This window comes from Huintestinicola sp., from assembly GCF_050874005.1.
Taxonomy (GTDB): Bacteria; Bacillota; Clostridia; order Oscillospirales; family Ruminococcaceae; genus Huintestinicola.
Genome location: NZ_JBNMJV010000024.1, coordinates 1 through 16,796, shown reverse-complemented (window position 1 = coordinate 16,796; position 16,796 = coordinate 1). Strand labels below are relative to the sequence as shown.

Genomic DNA, 16,796 nt, shown 5'->3' with positions numbered 1-16,796 from the left:
AACTGTTCTCTGAAAGGAATGATCCGAAAATGGCAGATATCAGCATCAAGCATTATTCCCGTTATGACTGCAAGGGCCCCGAAAACGTATTATTCGGGATCCGCAGACGGGGAGCCGCCTCTGCTTTTGCGGCAGCTTACCCTGCCGATAACAGCCGTGGAACGTCCGCCTGTGAAAGAGCAGTCACCGTTGGTACGGAAAGCTTTGTACAGCGCCCCTCTATGCGTGACGAGGCGGTGGAAGCCATCACAGGCTTTGTGAACGAAGGCATATACGGTATGCAGGAACCGGGAAAGAGCATTTTCTGCAGCACCGCCGCTTTGTATATTTTCCGCAGCAAGGCAAGGTGGGCAGTCACGGGAAATGCTAAGATATACTATTTTTCCGACGGAAAGCTGCAGGCTGTTTCTGAGGGAAACGAGGACGTTATCCTTGGAAAAAGGCTTAATCTTCATTGTAAGTTTGAGCCTGCCTTTGATCTGCAGAAAGGCGTGAATTCTTTTCTTATCATAAGCGGAGCAGATAATATCGATCTACAAATATCTGTGCTTGAAGATGGACTTGCGGCTTCATCGGACGCAGAGGAATGGGTGAGAAGGATATCATCGGAGCTGAAAAAGCAGCGATGCTCTGTTCTGGCGGTCATTCTTCCGAAGAAAAAATTCCGTCTTTTCGGATAAAATAAAGCTTGCCGTGAGGTGTTGGCAGATATGAGGAGAGATATAAAATGAGCGGTGCTTTTAATACAAGATCTGTTAAGCAGATCACAGGTGCAGTTCTTGCAGCTTTATCCCTGCTCGGTGCATATTTTATAAACATTGACGGTCTTTCGGAGCAGGCGGCGCATACAATGGGCGTTGCCGCAGCGACCCTGTTCCTGCTGATTTTTGAGCCGTTCAACATATGCGTTACCTGTATGCTTTCATCGGCTATGCTTTTTGCATTCGGCTGTGTTGACACCGTAAGCGAAGGCTTCTGCGGCTTTTCAAACCATATCCTTTATTTTACAACAGCCTCCTTCGGAATATCAGCCGCATTTCAGAAATCGGTGCTGAGCCGCCGCCTGTTAATTCTTGTGATAAGAGGGAAAAAAGTCGGGGTAAAAAAGCTGATCTTTATTTTTATGATGTGCTCGGCGCTGCTTTCGTCAATAATGTCTAATGTTGCCGCAGCGGTTATTTTTTTACCCTTTGCGGAAACGTTCCTTGATTTTATGTCCGATAATGAAAAAAAATCGGAAACAAAGCGCTGTATGATGATGTGCATTACGGTGGGCGCAATGATAGGCGGAATGATAACTCCCGCAGGCTCAAGTATGAACCTTATCTGCCTTGATATGCTGGAAAGATATACCGGTCAGACCGTCAGGTTTATCGACTGGATAAAGATAGGACTGCCCCTTGCGGTCATTATGGTCTTCATCGCATTTTTCATTATCACGGCAGTGTTCCCTCCGAAGGAACCGAACGAGGACGAGATGAACGCATATCTGAGCAATATCTCGGAGAAAACTCCTGTTTCATCAAAGGATATCTATGCGGCGTTGGTGATATTCGCTGTTGTATCCGCCTGGCTCATAAGCTCCTGGGTGCCTTCCATAAACATTACAGTAACAGCAATTGCAGGTCTTGCGCTGCTTTTTGTTCCGAAATTCGGCGTGCTGACCTATGAGGAGTTTGCAAAAGCTATAAGCTGGCCCACATTCTTTATTGCGGGAAATCTTATTTCCGTGGCAAACGCTGTCATCGGCACAGGGCTGTGCGATCAGTTCACAAAGCTTCTGTTTCCCGAAAAAACAAGTCTCCCCTTGATAGTCATACTTATGCAGACGGCTGCTGTTACCTTTGTGTTTATGGCTCTGCTGCCGTCGGCGCCTGCGGTAACTACTATCCTTACGCCCATAATAATTAGCTTTGCACAAAACAACGGTCTGGAACCCATAATGCTTGTCATAGCAAGCGCTCTCTGCGTATCAAACATCTATCTTTTCCCCCTTGACGCACCTCTGGCTGCGGCTTATGACAAAAAAGCGTTTACAATGTTCGAGCTTCCCAGGGCCACGGTATGGATACAGTTAAGTATGATAATTATAGTTCCCCTATGGGTCGGGGCTGCATTTAAATTTATTCTGTGACATTCTGTTTTTCCTAAAAAATAAAAGCGAAAGGAATTTTTAATATGACTTCGAATGAAAGAAAAAAGCAGCTGATACTGCACGCTGAAGAGGTATTTTCTAAGGTAAAGGAGTACCAGGATATGGGGCTTATCTGCAAGGACGGAGATTTCGTTCCCTCGGTGCATTATCCCCCCATCACCAGATATCCCGACACCAATGCCGACGAATGTCTGAAAGATTTTGAATATCCCGCTGACGGATTTATGGACGTTTACGTTCACATACCCTTCTGTATCCGCCATTGCCTGTTCTGCCACTATCCCGGCAAAACAGGAGAGTGCAGGGATGAAAAGGAAAAATATGTAAGCTATCTTATAAGGGAGATCGACCTTTATCTTAAAAGATTTAATATAGAAAAGCTGAAACCCCGTTCCATACTTCTGGGCGGCGGCACTCCTACATATCTGCCTCCCCAGCTTTTTGACCACCTCCTTGAGGAGCTGGGAAAAAGAATGGATATGTCCTGCTGCAAGCAGTATAACGTTGACCACGACCCCAACTCCATCATTGGCGAAGAAGGAGAGCAGCGCCTTAAAATAATGAAAAAGCACGGCATAACCAGACTTACCATAGGCATACAGTCGCTTGACGATGATGTTCTCAAGGTAATGAACCGCTCCCATAATGCGGAGCAGGCTGAGGAAGCGGTGCGGAAAGCTGTTGAATACGGCTTTGACGTAAATATTGAATTTATCTACGGTCACCCGGGCGAGACAATTGACAACTGGATAGAGGTAATGGACAGGGCAGTCCGCCTGCCTGTGGGCGAGATACAGATCTACCGTCTGAAAGTCCAGGCATACGGCGACAGGCAGGGCAAGATAAACACCTACGAGGGCGGCAGACAGGGAACGGCTATCCCCGATTTCAAAACAACTATGATGATGAAGCAGATAGCCATAGATATACTGAACGAAAACGGCTACCACGAAACTCTCAGACGTGTGTATGCCAAGGATAAGAGGGTATTTTCCCACTACGCATACAATCAGTGCTGCAATATGTACGACCAGGTGGGCTTCGGACTTACGGGATTTTCCAGCTATCACGACCGCTTCGACATCAATTCCCAGTATTTTGACGAGTATTACAGCAAGATAGACAGCGGCGAGCTGCCCATAACAAGAGGCTGCAGACGTTCCCGTGAGGAACAGATACGTCAGGCGATAATCCTTCCCTTGAAAAACCGCTCCGTTATCAAGTCGGATTTCCTCAGAAAAACCGGCGTGAACTTTGACGACGTTTTCCAAAAGAAGACAGAAACGCTGAAAAAATACGGTCTTATCGAGGACAACGGCAAGGTCGTAAAGCTGACCGAGATCGGCGGATTTCTTGCCGACGAGGTATGCGAGCAGTATAATTCCAATATGTACAAGCCCTTCCCCAGAGAGAATTTTGCCGACGGTCCTTTAAATCCCTATCTTGACAACGAGCTTTCCGAATGACCTTCAGGAGGTTAACAAATGATAAGAATGTCGAATAAGTCTCTCTGCGAGAACTGCTTTGCTGAAACAAACAGCGAGCCCTGCAGCCGGTGCGGATTTGAAAGGAGCAAATATACCTGCGACCCTGCGGTGCTGCCTGTGGGAAGTGTTCTCGAGGGGAGATATATGATAGGCAGAGTTATAGGCAAGGGCGGCTTTGGTATAACCTATCTTGCCTATGATATGAAGCTGGGCTGCAAGGTGGCAATAAAGGAATATTACCCTTATGGAGTTGCAGTAAGAGACATCGGCAGCACTATGGTCATGACCTCTGACGATAATCAGACGAGCTTCAAGGAAGGTGCTGACAGGTTTTACAACGAAGCCCGCCTTGTGGCAGGCTTTAACGGCAATCCCAACATCGTAAGCGTTTACGATTTCTTCTACGGAAACGATACGGTATATTTCACAATGGGATATCTGCAGGGAATTAACCTTAAAGCATACATAAACAAAAACGGCGCCATAACTCCCGGACAGGCGGTGTTCCTCGCAAACGAAGTCTCAAACGCCCTTATCACCGCTCACAATTCAAACGTGCTCCACCGTGATATCTCTCCCGACAACATTATGCTCTGCAATGACGGCACATTAAAGCTGCTGGATTTCGGCGCTGCAAGGCAGGTATTTGCCGAAGGCTCCCAGAGCCTTTCGGTAATACTCAAGCAGGGCTATGCTCCTCTTGAGCAGTATCAGAAAAAGGGAAAGCAGGGTCCCTGGACGGATATATATTCTCTTGGTGCAACTCTTTACTATTCCCTCACCCTTGACCTTCTTGATGACCCTATGTCAAGGCTTGAAGATGATGAGGAATACAGCTCCAATGTTCACAATATCCCTTCCGAGCTGTGGGAGATAATCAAGAAGGCTACCGAACTTAAAATTTCCGACAGATATCAGGATATTTATGAGTTCAAGGAAGCCTTTGCGGATATTTCCATAAAGCCCGAGCCGTTTATAAAGCGTGACTTCAAACAGCAGGCAGAGGACTACAGAAAAGCCGCTCACAGCAGGACTCAGGCTGTTAAAACGGAAAAGCCCGCTTCGGACGTGACCGTGCCTTTGAAGCAGAACGGCTCCGATATGAACGTTATGCCATTAAAGCAGAACGGCTCCGATATGGACGTGACTATGCCATTAAAGCAGAACAGCTCCGATATGGACGTGACTATGCCTTTGAAGCAGAGCAGTTCCGCTGCGGAAAAAACGACGCCGCCTGGCAACGGTGATACGGCTGCAATTGCCAAAGCGCCTAAAAAGCGGATAAAGATGATATGCATTATTGCCGCTATTGCTGCTGTGATAATATTTCTGATAGTTTCTTTTGCAAATTCCGAGCACAAGTACGGCGACTACAAGTATTTGTCATCAGATGGAGAGATAACCATAACAAAATATATCGGCAGCAATGAAGCTGCTGTGATTCCCTCAGAGATAAAGGGAAAACCTGTAACCGTCATAGGAAAAGAAGCTTTTCGCAGCAGTAAGATCACAAGCGTGACCATACCTGACAGCGTGACATCTATTGATTATTCTGCTTTCATAAGCTGTGACAGTCTTACAAGCATAACAATACCGGATAGTGTAAAATCTATAGACTGTATGGCTTTTGCCTACTGTAATGATCTTGTTAATGTTTCTATACCCGAAGGCTGTGATGTGGACGAAGATGCTTTTTTCGGAAGCGACAATGTTAAAATTAAAACAAGAGGAAATGATTCAACGAACACAGGACCCGAACAGTCTTCCGCTCCCGCACAGGAAACATCATCGGGCAACGCTGACGATCTCGAATATAAAGGATCGTCGGACGGTAATATCATAATAACAGGGTTAAAAGGAAACGCCTCTGCCGGTGACATTGTGATACCCCGTGAGATTGACGGAAAGCCTGTGGTCACTATAGACAGAAACGCTTTCAAAGAATGTGACAGTCTTACAAGTATAACCCTACCCGATAGTGTGACAACTATTCGTGGTAATGCTTTCAGCGGCTGTGTAAACCTTACGAGCGTAAGCATACCCGACAGCGTAACATCTATCGGTGCTAATGCTTTCAGCGGCTGTGTAAACCTTACAAGCATAAGCATACCCAATAGCGTGACTTCTATCGGTGAGAAGGCTTTCTACGGCTGTGGCAGTCTTACAAGCGTAACCATACCCGGTGGCGTGCCATCTATTGGCAATGAGACTTTCTACGAATGTGACAGTCTTATAAGCGTTAATATTCCGGATGGTGTGACATCTATTGATGAGGAGGCTTTCTATAGCTGTGGCAGTCTTACAAGCGTAACTATACCCAATAGCGTGACTTCTATTGGCGATAGGGCTTTCAAGTTCTGCAGCAGTCTTACAAGCGTGACCATACCCGACAGCGTAACATCTATTGGTTATTCTGCTTTCTCAGGCTGCAGCAGTCTTACAAGCGTGACCATACCCAGTAGTGTGACATCTATTAACAGAGAGACTTTCTACGAATGTTCCGATCTTACAAGCGTAACCATACAGGACGGCGTGACATATATTGGTTATTATGCTTTCTACCACTGTGTCAATCTTTCAAGCGTAACTATACCCGACAGCGTGACATATATTGGTGATAACGCCTTTGAATATTGTTATGATCTAAAAGATATGTCAATACCTGCCGGCTGTGATGTGTCCGATTCAGCTTTTGACAATAATGTCAGAGCCAAAATGGAAATAAGAGAAAAAGGCTCCTCCGGCACAAAACCCGAACAGCCTTCCGGAACGAAGTCGGAGGAAAGTGAACCGGAACAGCCCCCCGAGCCAAAAACGGAGGAAAGCAAGCCCGGATCCCGGCCTGATCCCGAAGAAAGCGGACCCGAACAGGGAGGAGCCATTGACACATCTGATATTAAAAAGGCATATACCGAACGGCTGAAAAACACCGATAACTTATTCGGATATTACCTTTTTGATATGGATAATGACGGTCTCTGTGAGCTGATAGTTAAACGGGGCTACGATTATTCCGACGGTCTTTCGGGAATGTATGAATTTTACACCTATGACGAATACAGAAAATCAACAATACTTCTGGGCGTGTATGAATTTTTCCACGAAGAGCTTTGTCTGGATAAGAATGAAAAACTTGTCGTGAGCGGTGCATGGCAGGGTATGTGGTTAAGAAAGATCATTTACGACGGCACTAAAATTTCCACCGAGGATATCTATAATTTATCAATGATGTCCACCGAAGAGGAAATGACCAAAGCGGAAAAGGATTTTCCTACCCATGAGCTTGCCTATGCCGAAGCGGGAGATATGTCGCTTCTTGACAATGTTTTAAAGCCGCCTCAAGGCTCTGAGAGATAATACAATAAAGATCAGTCTTATTTGCCGTTTTTGCAGATAAGACTGATCTTTTATATACGCAGCTATTTTTACAATATCTGCTCACATTACTATTCCCTGTTTTTGAGCACCTCCGCAGGCGAAATATTTTTAAGCTTCGCAGTAAGCAGACCGTTTACTGCAAAGTATATCAGTATGATCCCAAGATATATCCCTGCGTACATATACCACGGAAAATGCAGGTTCATTCCGCAGGCAACATTTGATATGGCATAAGGATAAATGGCGTCGATCGCAAGCTTTGAAACAGGGATCGCAATAAGTGCGCCTATCGCCACAACAGCGGTATTGCCGTTAAGATACAGCTTTCTCACCTCGTTTGTGCGGTAACCGAATATCTTCACAAGTGAGATACCGAAAGCCGCTCTTTCTATCATCACATTCAGCATAAGATACATTACCACGCAGAAAATTATTATGGAAACGACAGTCATCATAATGACCATAGGCATCATAAGTTCGGTAAACACCGCCGAGGAGCGTTCAATATCGCTTCGTGCCGTTACCGAATACAGCCGTCCCTCCGGAATGTCAAGAGCATTATCGGAAAGGAGCATATTGTAATAGTCATCCTCCCTGCCGAAAAGCTCACGCATACTGTCAATGTCCATAAACACGGCAAGGCCTGCGGAATAATCGGCAATGTCCGTAATGGTAAAGGCATAGTCCATATCGTTTGCGCTGTCGGTGAGTATCAGCTTTTCACCTTTATTCAAGCCGTATTTCTGAGCTGCGGAAGCGCTTACCGTGACCTTGCTTTTGCCCTTTTCGGGAATAACGCCGTAATATTTATTGTCTCCGTCAATGCCGATAACGCTTACGTCAAGAGTATAGCCGTATGACGTTTTTGACAGGGATTCCATATAGCAGGCTTCGGCGTTTGCGGGCGGCGTTTTTTCGGGGTATTTCAGCACGTACATATACCCGTATCTTGTGTCCCTCACCGTTTCGGCATTGATATTTTCGCAAAGCACAAAGCAGTTGATACCCATCATAAATATCATAAGCGAGATGACCATTCCGAAAATAACGGTCAGTCCCGTTCTCGCCTCACGAAGCGTCTGCCTTATCTGAAAGCGGCGCAGGAAGCCCATTTTTTTCAGATCAATGCCTGTGCGGAAATCGGTCTTCTGCTCGTTTTTTATAAGCGAGAGCGCAGTCCGTGAAAGCCGCTTGTTTATCACAAAATAATTTACTATGGCTGATATAACGGGCGGCATCACCACCGCATAAATTATGAGATACAAAGGATATACAGGCTCAAGTGCGGACACGGAGTAATAATTATAGGTGTCCTGCATCTGCACACTTATTCCCCATTTGCCGAAACCCAGCGCAGAGCCTGCCAGTCCCCCTGCAAGGCTTATGATCGTGGGCAGAGCGATATAATGCAGGATAAGGTCTTTCTTTTTTGCTCCCAGAGCGTAAAGAGCGCCGATAACGCTTGACTCACGCTGTATCTGATGTATGACGAAAACGGAAATAACGTAGGTGAAAAGCACCATAATTATAACGCCTGCGATAAGTCCTACGGTCCTGTTCATCTGCATATCCCCTGCTGCTGCGGCAATTCTTGGGTTAAAAGCCAATGGCAGCTTATCACACAAGCTGTTATTGGCTTTTATTGATACCTCCTGCCGGAGTGTTTTTTCTAAATAATCTTTCATTTGATCACCTTTTTATATTTGCAACGCATTTTAGGTTACAAATATAAAATAACACATTTGCGAATATTTGTCAAGTCAATATTATTCTTTACCATCACAGAACCGCATAATCATTAGCTTGAAATAATTTTCAGAAGGAATGTATTCCATATATCGTGGATCAATAAGCTGAGAATCACTAACGAGAAATATCATGAAAGATCACTGAACGGACATTTATCACACATTTCACGCATTTCAGGAATAAAGATTCTATGCAGCTCCTCAATCGAAGAAATAGTAAAGAAGCCACTTAAACACATAACACTTTCGTAACACAACTCAGAATCAATGATTCTATTATAAACAGGACAGAAATGATCATATAAATATGCCTTTTCACATTTAACAAGCCTCACTAATATCTCCATATCCGCAGGGCAAAACTCAAATTCGCCACACTGTGAAGCAGTTATCCAACGCATATCATTGTGCTCCAGCATAACAGGCTCACCGTCGGTCAGCGAACAGTTATACACCGATAAATGCACAGTCCTGTCGGGATACTCATGAGTAACGTCCATAAAGAAGCTGTCAACTTGCAATGTCACTCCAAGCTCCTCCATACACTCACGAACGACAGCCTGTTCGTTGGTTTCACCCGCTTCGACCTTGCCGCCCGGAAATTCCCACAGCAGACCCAGATTTTTATTTGCAGGACGCTGACAGATAAGGAATTTTTCGCCTTTGCGGATTATTGCTGCAACTACCTCTAACATTTACACCACCAACTTATTAGTTTTCTTAATATACTTAGCAGGAATAGGCTCCCGCAGCTTCCAAACAACATTCATGGGCTTTGAGCCTTCGTGTCTGACATAATCAGCGATCCCGAGGAACGTATACGGTGCTGCACCCAGCTTGTTGTTCTTGTACTCACGGACAAAAATAAGCTCTCTGTCCCCTGTTTCCCTGTGATTGATATAACGCTGTCCCGTTGCGCTTGTGTCAGATGTGGTACTCTGGCTCTGCCAATGGAAAAGCACCTCGTTAATAGAATAATCATTGTACATCGTTGTGGGAGAATAATCCTTATCCGACTTGTTCAGAGTAACAAACAGTACATCGACCTTTTTATCAGGCAGATATTTCACACCCTCACGGACAGTATTCGGCTTCATAAAATCAAGCGCCACAAGTATCTGATCACGGGTGTATGTGCAGTGCAGATCGAGAGGACAATCAAATCCGAGATCAACAGGCTTGTCTATAAAATCTATCCTGTCATAATTATAACGCAGAATATCAAGCATTTCACCAAGCATTACAGGCGACCTTTCAAGCTGTCTGAAGCCTTCCAGCAAATCGGAAAATCCGCAGTCCTCATAGGATCTCTGCCATATGGTAAACTGCATCATTTGAAGCATTCGCACCTGACATTCATCAAAATCGGAAAGTGAATACTGAGATATTTTCGGCAGATATTCTATGAGAAATTCTATCCATCTTCGGGAATCTATTGCACAAATTCTCGCAAATGCCTTTGTCATCACATCTTCAATTTCTTCGTGAAAATCTACTTTTGAAAGACGTGCAAAGCTGGATTTTGTCCCGTATATCGCACTAATGTCAAGTCGGTAATATTCAAGGAAATTTGCAAGAGTAAGCTCCATTCCGCTGTCCTCGGTAAACGTTGCAATACGGGAAACAATAGCATTTTTATTGCCTATAGCACGCTTTATGTTTTCAAGAACATACTCCTTCGCCTTCTTTTCAAGCTGCAGATAACAGCCCTTCGGAAGTGATATGAAACCGTTCTTTATCTCACTCTGAACACTTTTGTTTGTGTTAGCAAGCAGTGCCGCAAACTTCTGCTCAAAGTTATATTTTTTGTTTGCCTGACCAATAAAATCAAGAACTGTCAGACATTCCTTGCCCTCGGATAAACGCAGTCCACGTCCCAGCTGCTGCAGAAATACAGTCAAGCTTTCTGTTGGACGAAGAAAAAGTATCGTGTTTACTTCGGGGATATCCACACCCTCATTATAAAGATCAACGGTAAATATAAACTTTATCTCGCCGCTTACAAGCTGCTTCTGAACACTCTTTCTCACATCATCACTGCTGTCTGAGGTCAGACTTGCAGACGGAATATTATTCTCCGAAAAACGCATTGCCATATATTCCGCATGCGCCTTTGAAACGCAGAAGCCAATTCCGATAACCGCATTTATGTCGGTAACATATTTTCTGACGCTGTCAAGTATCTGAAATGTTCGCAGGTCATTTCCCGTGTAAACATTTGAAAGGGCAGTCCTGTCATATCCGCCTCTTGACCATTTCAAATCGGAAAGATCAACATTATCCGACACGCCGAAATATTGAAACGGACAAAGCAGCTTTCTGTCAATAGCCTCGGGCAGACGTATCTCCGCAGCAATTCGCCCGTCGAAATAATCAAGTATATCCTTTCCGTCCATACGCTCGGGAGTTGCAGTCAGACCGAGGAGAATTTTCGGTTTGTAGTATTCAAGCAGCTTCTGATATGTAGGCGCAGACGCATGATGAAACTCGTCCACGATTATGAAATCATAATAATCCGGAGTTGTAATATCTGTAAGCGAACGTGAATTAAGCGTCTGCACGGACACAAAAAGATTATCCAAACTTGAAGGCTTGCTGCCGCCCACAAACAAATCACCGAAATTTCCGTCATGCAGAACACCTCGGAAGCATTTCAGACTTTGACGCAGAATTTCTTCACGATGCGCAACAAACAATAATCTGCACGGCGACTGCGGATTGCACTTTCTGTATCGCCTGTAATCAAATGCAGAAATGACGGTTTTGCCCGTACCCGTCGCAGCAACAACAAGATTTTTGTAATGCCCTCTGATCTTGCGTTCTGCCAATAAACTGTCAAGAATTTCCTGCTGATATGGATATGGATTTATGTCAAAGGAATAGTTATCATTGTCGGTAAAGCTGTATTTTTCCGCAGATAAAGCCTCGGCAAGCTTATCGACATCATTTTCGGAATAGTCGGAGAATTCGGCACTATTCCAATAGCTGTCAAAGGTTGCATTTATCTTTTTTATGGTATCTGGCTGATCGTGTGCGGTAATTTTCAGATTCCATTCAAGCCCGCTTGAAATAGCAGCATTTGAAAGATTTGACGAACCGATATATGCAGTGGTAAAGCCCGTATTTCTGTAAAAAACATAGGATTTTGCATGAAGCCTTGTGCGTTTGGTATCATATGATATTTTTATCTCGGTATTCGGCAGCTTGCGAAGCTCCTCGACTGCCTTTACATCGGTCGCACCCATATATGAAGTCGTGATTATCCGCAGCCTTCCGCCTCTCATTGTAAAATCATTCAGTTCATTTATTATAAGGCGCAGACCGCTCCACTTGATAAATGAAACAAGCATATCCACCCTGTCAGCGGAGCATATCTCCTTTTTCAGCTCGGTCATCATGCTCGGTTCATTAAGCGAGCCTGTGAAAAGTGAGCTTGCAGAAAGTGATGTTTCGGGACGGGGAATGTCTATTTTATCGGTAACAGAGACAATATTATTCTGCTTCTTCACCACTGCAAGAAGCTGCTGTGCTTTTTCCTCAACGCTGCTCCCGTCAAATTCTTCGTCACCTGTTACCTCTGTTATTGCGGAAATGATCTTGTTTGCAAGGGAAAGCTGTCCCGAAATGTCTTCTCCCTGCACCTGCATAAGTCCTTTTTCTACAATTTCGGCTATGTATTTCGATAGGATAGACGGTGCTTCTGCATTGTCGATAGGCGCAGCATCATACTTTATCCCGTTATCCTCGCTGAGCTTTTTGTCAAGTGCTTTTGAAATTACCTGTTCATATAATCCTTCGGGGAGCATATTATCACCTTTTTCTTTATAAAATATCAAATGCACATTCATCTTGTGTATCTGTAAGCTCTGCCCATCTGGCGGACATAAATTTTGCATATGAAATAGGTTCCAAGCCGTAAGAGCCAATTGACCCGGAAGCATTTACCTCTATAAGGTATGTTCCACCATCTGAAGTCACTCCGAAATCAATAGCATAGGCATTAGGAGCATCGGAATAATCCTTGATACATGTCTTGATGATCTCAGAATTGGGAAAAATATCCCACCTGCCATGATAGTGCCTCATATCAAGTATCTGACCATATCTCACAAAAACACGATATTCCGAAACAAAATCAAGCAGTTCGCTTATATACACTTCCTGATCCTCGCCTCCTGAAGAACAACCTATAAGATCATGAGCACTTCTGACTACACGCCCGGAAAAGCTTTTATTATTAATGGGCTTGATGAAAGCATTCCACATCTGAGGATCATTGCTTACGGTGTTCAATGTTGTCTTTCTAATGTTTCTTCCAAGATATTTCTGAATAGACTCAGGATAATCTATATTTGGTATCTCTATACCGAAATCTCTTAACCGTACCTTAACAGGACCGGAAAAGCCAACTATTATATCCTGCCTTTCGGACTTATTTATCTGCTCATATGTATAAAAAATATTGTTTCAAAGCCCATCTGTGAAAAGCCATGATATGCATTGAAATGGTCATAATCCGGTATTCCATTGCTGTCAGTCTGTATATATGCTTTCATTATCCTCACTCCATTATCCTACTAAAATATTCTCCATTGTCATTATACCATATCTGTTGTGTAAAAATCTTCACAGAAACATAGAAAAGCACGGACAATGGGACAATAGAAGCAAAACCACCTTAAAACAGCGCTATAAAGCCATTTGCTACATTTATTATCTCGGGACAATGGCGGGACAACCGCGGACAATAGAATTACACCTTGTCCCTACTGTTCTTTATACCCGTAAACATATACTGATAGCTCATACCCGTTTTGACATTAAGGCTTCGAAGATCGTTAAATCTCAGACCATATGCGTGATGCTTTTTGTAATCGACCTCTCCCGAATACAGAAAATCAAGAGTTTTTGATGCAATAGCATTATATCCCCGTACAGACGCTTCATCAAAGCCACACATTGCGAGATTATGCAGAACTATCCTTGATATCTGCAGCTGCATTACCCTCTCCTCATCATTTCCGGGAAGATAGCTCATAAGGTTGATGATATCAAAAACCATATCCTTATCAAAAGAATCAGCAGCTCTATCTTTCAGAGCAGGAACATAAGTAGTGTTTGACCCATTGATCAGAAATTTAGGGTCACAATTAAGATATTTTGCAATAATGCTGTATTCGTCTAAATCAATGGAATCGGGTCGATCTGTCCTGCAGCCGTTACTCAGATAATCAGCCTGAGATGCTTCCAGTACCATTAACGCATTATATTTCTTGCTTGGCATAAGATTTATTTTCTCGTTACCCAACAGATAATCTATAGTACAGTCGAGGGCTTCGGCCATTTTACATAGCACTTCAAGGCTTGGATTTCCGCCTTTTTTCCATGTGCTGGTATTTCCCTTGCTAACTCCTACTATCTCTGCGAGCTTGCTTGTAGAGATATTTTTTTCTCTGCACAGCTCTTCTAATCGTAAATAATCCACAATTCGCCCTCCATATTATTGTAAATTCTTACAAAATATTCAGACACACTGAATTTTGCTTCATTTTCTATTGACATTCTGAACTGAATATTATATAATATGTTCAGTTACACTGAATACAACAAATAAATGCCATATTCTTGTCCACCATTTCAGATAATGCAAATAATTCTGAATTTCATTTGTATGTATTAAGTATAACAGTACATTTTACAAAAGTCAAGTAGAAAGGAGCAAAAATTGAACGAGACAACAGTAACCCCTATTTCCGACAATATTCCCTACCCCACACCACTAAAGCGTGTAAAATCCACTCCTCCGTTCCCGGTAGGCTGCCTGCCGCCGGTGCTGAGAGAAATGGTGGAGCTTATTTCAGAAACAGTACAGGTCATGCCTGAAATGCCCGCATCTGTAGCATTGTCTGTTTTGTCACTGTGCCTGCAGGGCAAGGCAAAGATCAGCTAGCATTCTGTTATCTTTGGGTTTCATAACACATGAAAATAACGTAAATACGTGCCCGCAACTAAAAGTAGCAGGATTCAAGGTCGGATAAGAAAGTTCCGATCCAGCTTTTCTATTTCCTCTATAAGCATACCGTTCATATTATCGCCCTTCTGTCTGTTCGGCTGAACGTTTTTCTGAATGTACCGCCGTTTGTTGTTCTCTCATTTCTCTTGTCACACACAATTTTCTTCCTCCACTTCTTCTGTTTTGGTGTTCATATAGATTTTGAAATCATCGCACCCTGCAAGATATTCGGATATGCGGACTTCATCACCGGGCATATACTCTCTGCCCAGAGCTTTGAAAACCGCTGCGGCGATCTTCTCATTCCTCTGAATGAAAAGAGAATTTTCCGTTTGTCTGATTTTCTCGGAAATCTCCCTCTGCTTGGCAGCCAAAAGCTGCTGTTCCTCTTTCAGCTTTTCGATGTCGGAGCTTGATACCGATGCTTTCTTTGTTGTCTTTGGTTTGAGAAGCTCCGCCGCATATTCGTCAAGCAGATACATTCTGCCCTTACGGGAAACGTGCTTTGCAAATTTCTTGTCTTTTGCAATCAGCTTTTTCAGCCTAACGCCTGCCGCCGAATAACAGCACTCATAGCGTTCGGAAAATTCCTTCAGCGTCATTTTCTTCTTTGACATAATAACACCTCGTCTTGTTTTCTTATTTCTGTTCTAAGTGATACGATAACTTTTTTCAATCTTTGATTTTCACATTTGAGCCTGCCGACCTCCTTTCTGAGTTCTTCGATCTGAGTAGCAAGAGTATTTATCTCATTGGCAGCATCGGCAGCAGAACGTTTCCGCCTGTCCTCGATTTTCTCTTTCCGAAGAATTGCCCTTGCTGTCATCATTGCTTCCTCGTCAAGCACACGTTCCCCTGCGGAATTGGCTTTCATTTTTCTTGCCAGCTCCGGGTGTCTGCTCAACATTTTGTAAAACTCAAGCGTTCGGAAATTGTTGTTCCTGCAAAATTCGGAAATGGAACAGGATTTCTTGTTCTTTCTCATTGGCTTGTTGTCCTTTCTTTTAAATTTATATTTGATTTTTCTGTGCGGATATGGTATAATGGTTTTGGAAATTGGTCGGGATAAACTGCTCGACAATCGGAATATGTTGTGAGAAAAATTATACCGTGTATGGCATTGTCACGATATTGAAGTTGATAGAGTTTACCACCAAACCAAGTAATACTTTTAAGGAGAAAGCACTTATGGAAGAATGGATCATTCCTTGCAATGTAAAGTATTATGATGTTGAAAAAGCCTTTGCAACAATCACAAAGCTTGATTGGAAACAATCTAATAAAAATATGCAAATCGGGGACATAATATATATTTATGTCAGCAAGCCCTATTCAGAAATTCGTTTCAAATGCAAAATAACAAAAGTTCTTCTTGATTCAATTGAAATTGATGATTCAGATTTTGTTATTGATGGCAGCAATTATGAAAAGTATCCAACTCATATGGAACTTACCCTTTTGGAAAAGTATGACAATAAATATCCGATGTCTTTATTACGAGAATACGGAATTTGTGGAAACATTCAAAGTCCAAGAAAAGTACCTTCGGAATTAAAGTCACTGTTTAAAAAATAAGATTTTTTTGTCACATTTTTATCGCAGCACTCATAACGGGTGCTGTGATTTTTTCTTCCGTTAAGCCTGTGCTTGGTCATTCTTCGGCAAATCTCAAATACAGCTGCCACAAGCAAAAGTTCAGCCACTTTCCTCATTCCTTTCAATTTTCCATATCATAACAGCAGCTTCATTCCCATATCGTGTTCAAAGCCTGCAAAGGTGGAGTTCATCAGCGTATAAACGGAGTTGAACAGCGAAGTTGTCAGGAAGCGGTCTATCCTGCTTATCTTGTCGGGGTAATTCACAAGGCTGTGCATAACATACTGAACGTGGTCAAAGGTTATCTTTCTGTAAGCAGCTTTCGCCGTTTCCTCGGACACACGTTTTCCCTCGGATATTACAGTCCGTTCTCCGCATAGAACGTCCACCATCAAGTCCTTGATTTCCTCAACCATTTT

General features: G+C 43.4%; 14 protein-coding genes. 6 read left to right on the top strand and 8 right to left on the bottom strand.

Annotated features, from left to right (window positions below; translation table 11 throughout):
* Window positions 1-29 precede the first annotated feature (29 nt).
* From ACR0QN_RS08975 to ACR0QN_RS08960, 4 genes are read left to right on the top strand one after another with little or no spacing between them, the layout of a single operon-like run.
* Window positions 30-680 carry a hypothetical protein gene (locus tag ACR0QN_RS08975; protein ID WP_432650871.1) on the top strand — a complete coding sequence of 217 codons (651 nt, stop codon included), beginning with the start codon at window positions 30-32 and terminating at the stop codon, window positions 678-680.
* A gap of 47 nt (window positions 681-727) precedes the next feature.
* Window positions 728-2,134 (top strand): SLC13 family permease, encoded by a 1,407-nt coding sequence (locus tag ACR0QN_RS08970; RefSeq protein ID WP_432650870.1) that lies wholly within the window; start codon window positions 728-730, stop codon window positions 2,132-2,134.
* Between the two features lie 44 nt (window positions 2,135-2,178).
* Complete coding sequence (locus tag ACR0QN_RS08965; RefSeq protein ID WP_432650869.1) at window positions 2,179-3,621, top strand: coproporphyrinogen-III oxidase family protein; 1,443 nt, start codon at window positions 2,179-2,181, stop codon at window positions 3,619-3,621.
* 18 nt (window positions 3,622-3,639) lie between these two features.
* Window positions 3,640-6,999, top strand: a complete 3,360-nt coding sequence (locus ACR0QN_RS08960) for a leucine-rich repeat protein (protein ID WP_432650868.1) — start codon at window positions 3,640-3,642, stop codon at window positions 6,997-6,999.
* 89 nt (window positions 7,000-7,088) lie between these two features.
* On the opposite strand, the gene ACR0QN_RS08955 is transcribed toward ACR0QN_RS08960, so the two are convergent.
* The 5 genes from ACR0QN_RS08955 to ACR0QN_RS08935 form a co-directional block, all read right to left on the bottom strand.
* Entirely contained in the window at window positions 7,089-8,705 is a 1,617-nt protein-coding gene (locus ACR0QN_RS08955) for an FtsX-like permease family protein (protein WP_432650867.1), read from the bottom strand.
* A 191-nt stretch (window positions 8,706-8,896) separates the two neighbouring features.
* Window positions 8,897-9,463: an 8-oxo-dGTP diphosphatase MutT gene (gene mutT / locus ACR0QN_RS08950; RefSeq protein ID WP_432650866.1), complete on the bottom strand. Its 567-nt coding sequence runs from the start codon at window positions 9,461-9,463 to the stop codon at window positions 8,897-8,899.
* Window positions 9,464-12,574, bottom strand: coding sequence for a DUF3427 domain-containing protein (locus ACR0QN_RS08945; RefSeq protein WP_432650865.1), 3,111 nt, complete (start codon window positions 12,572-12,574; stop codon window positions 9,464-9,466).
* Between the two features lie 16 nt (window positions 12,575-12,590).
* Window positions 12,591-13,118 (bottom strand): ATP-grasp domain-containing protein, encoded by a 528-nt coding sequence (locus ACR0QN_RS08940; RefSeq protein ID WP_432650902.1) that lies wholly within the window; start codon window positions 13,116-13,118, stop codon window positions 12,591-12,593.
* A 403-nt stretch (window positions 13,119-13,521) separates the two neighbouring features.
* On the bottom strand, window positions 13,522-14,253 hold the full coding sequence (locus ACR0QN_RS08935; RefSeq protein ID WP_432650864.1) for a helix-turn-helix domain-containing protein: 732 nt from the start codon (window positions 14,251-14,253) through the stop codon (window positions 13,522-13,524).
* Between the two features lie 240 nt (window positions 14,254-14,493).
* On the opposite strand from ACR0QN_RS08935, the gene ACR0QN_RS08930 reads away from it, so the two are divergent.
* The gene (locus ACR0QN_RS08930) at window positions 14,494-14,718 is read left to right on the top strand and encodes a hypothetical protein (RefSeq protein WP_432650863.1); all 225 of its coding nucleotides are present in this window, start codon (window positions 14,494-14,496) and stop codon (window positions 14,716-14,718) included.
* 212 nt (window positions 14,719-14,930) lie between these two features.
* On the opposite strand, the gene ACR0QN_RS08925 is transcribed toward ACR0QN_RS08930, so the two are convergent.
* Together ACR0QN_RS08925 and ACR0QN_RS08920 are read right to left on the bottom strand one after the other, a co-directional pair.
* Complete coding sequence (locus ACR0QN_RS08925; protein ID WP_432650862.1) at window positions 14,931-15,398, bottom strand: hypothetical protein; 468 nt, start codon at window positions 15,396-15,398, stop codon at window positions 14,931-14,933.
* A complete protein-coding gene (locus ACR0QN_RS08920; protein ID WP_432650861.1) occupies window positions 15,380-15,766 on the bottom strand; it encodes a hypothetical protein in 387 nt (128 codons plus the stop codon). Before ACR0QN_RS08920 ends, ACR0QN_RS08925 begins: the two co-directional genes overlap by 19 nt.
* Window positions 15,767-15,969: 203 nt before the next feature.
* Here ACR0QN_RS08920 and ACR0QN_RS08915 point away from each other — a divergent pair, with 203 nt between their 5' ends.
* Window positions 15,970-16,356 (top strand): hypothetical protein, encoded by a 387-nt coding sequence (locus ACR0QN_RS08915; protein ID WP_432650860.1) that lies wholly within the window; start codon window positions 15,970-15,972, stop codon window positions 16,354-16,356.
* Between the two features lie 155 nt (window positions 16,357-16,511).
* On the opposite strand, the gene ACR0QN_RS08910 is transcribed toward ACR0QN_RS08915, so the two are convergent.
* On the bottom strand, window positions 16,512-16,796 hold a 285-nt coding region (locus ACR0QN_RS08910; RefSeq protein ID WP_432650859.1), incomplete at its 5' end, for a DUF6017 domain-containing protein.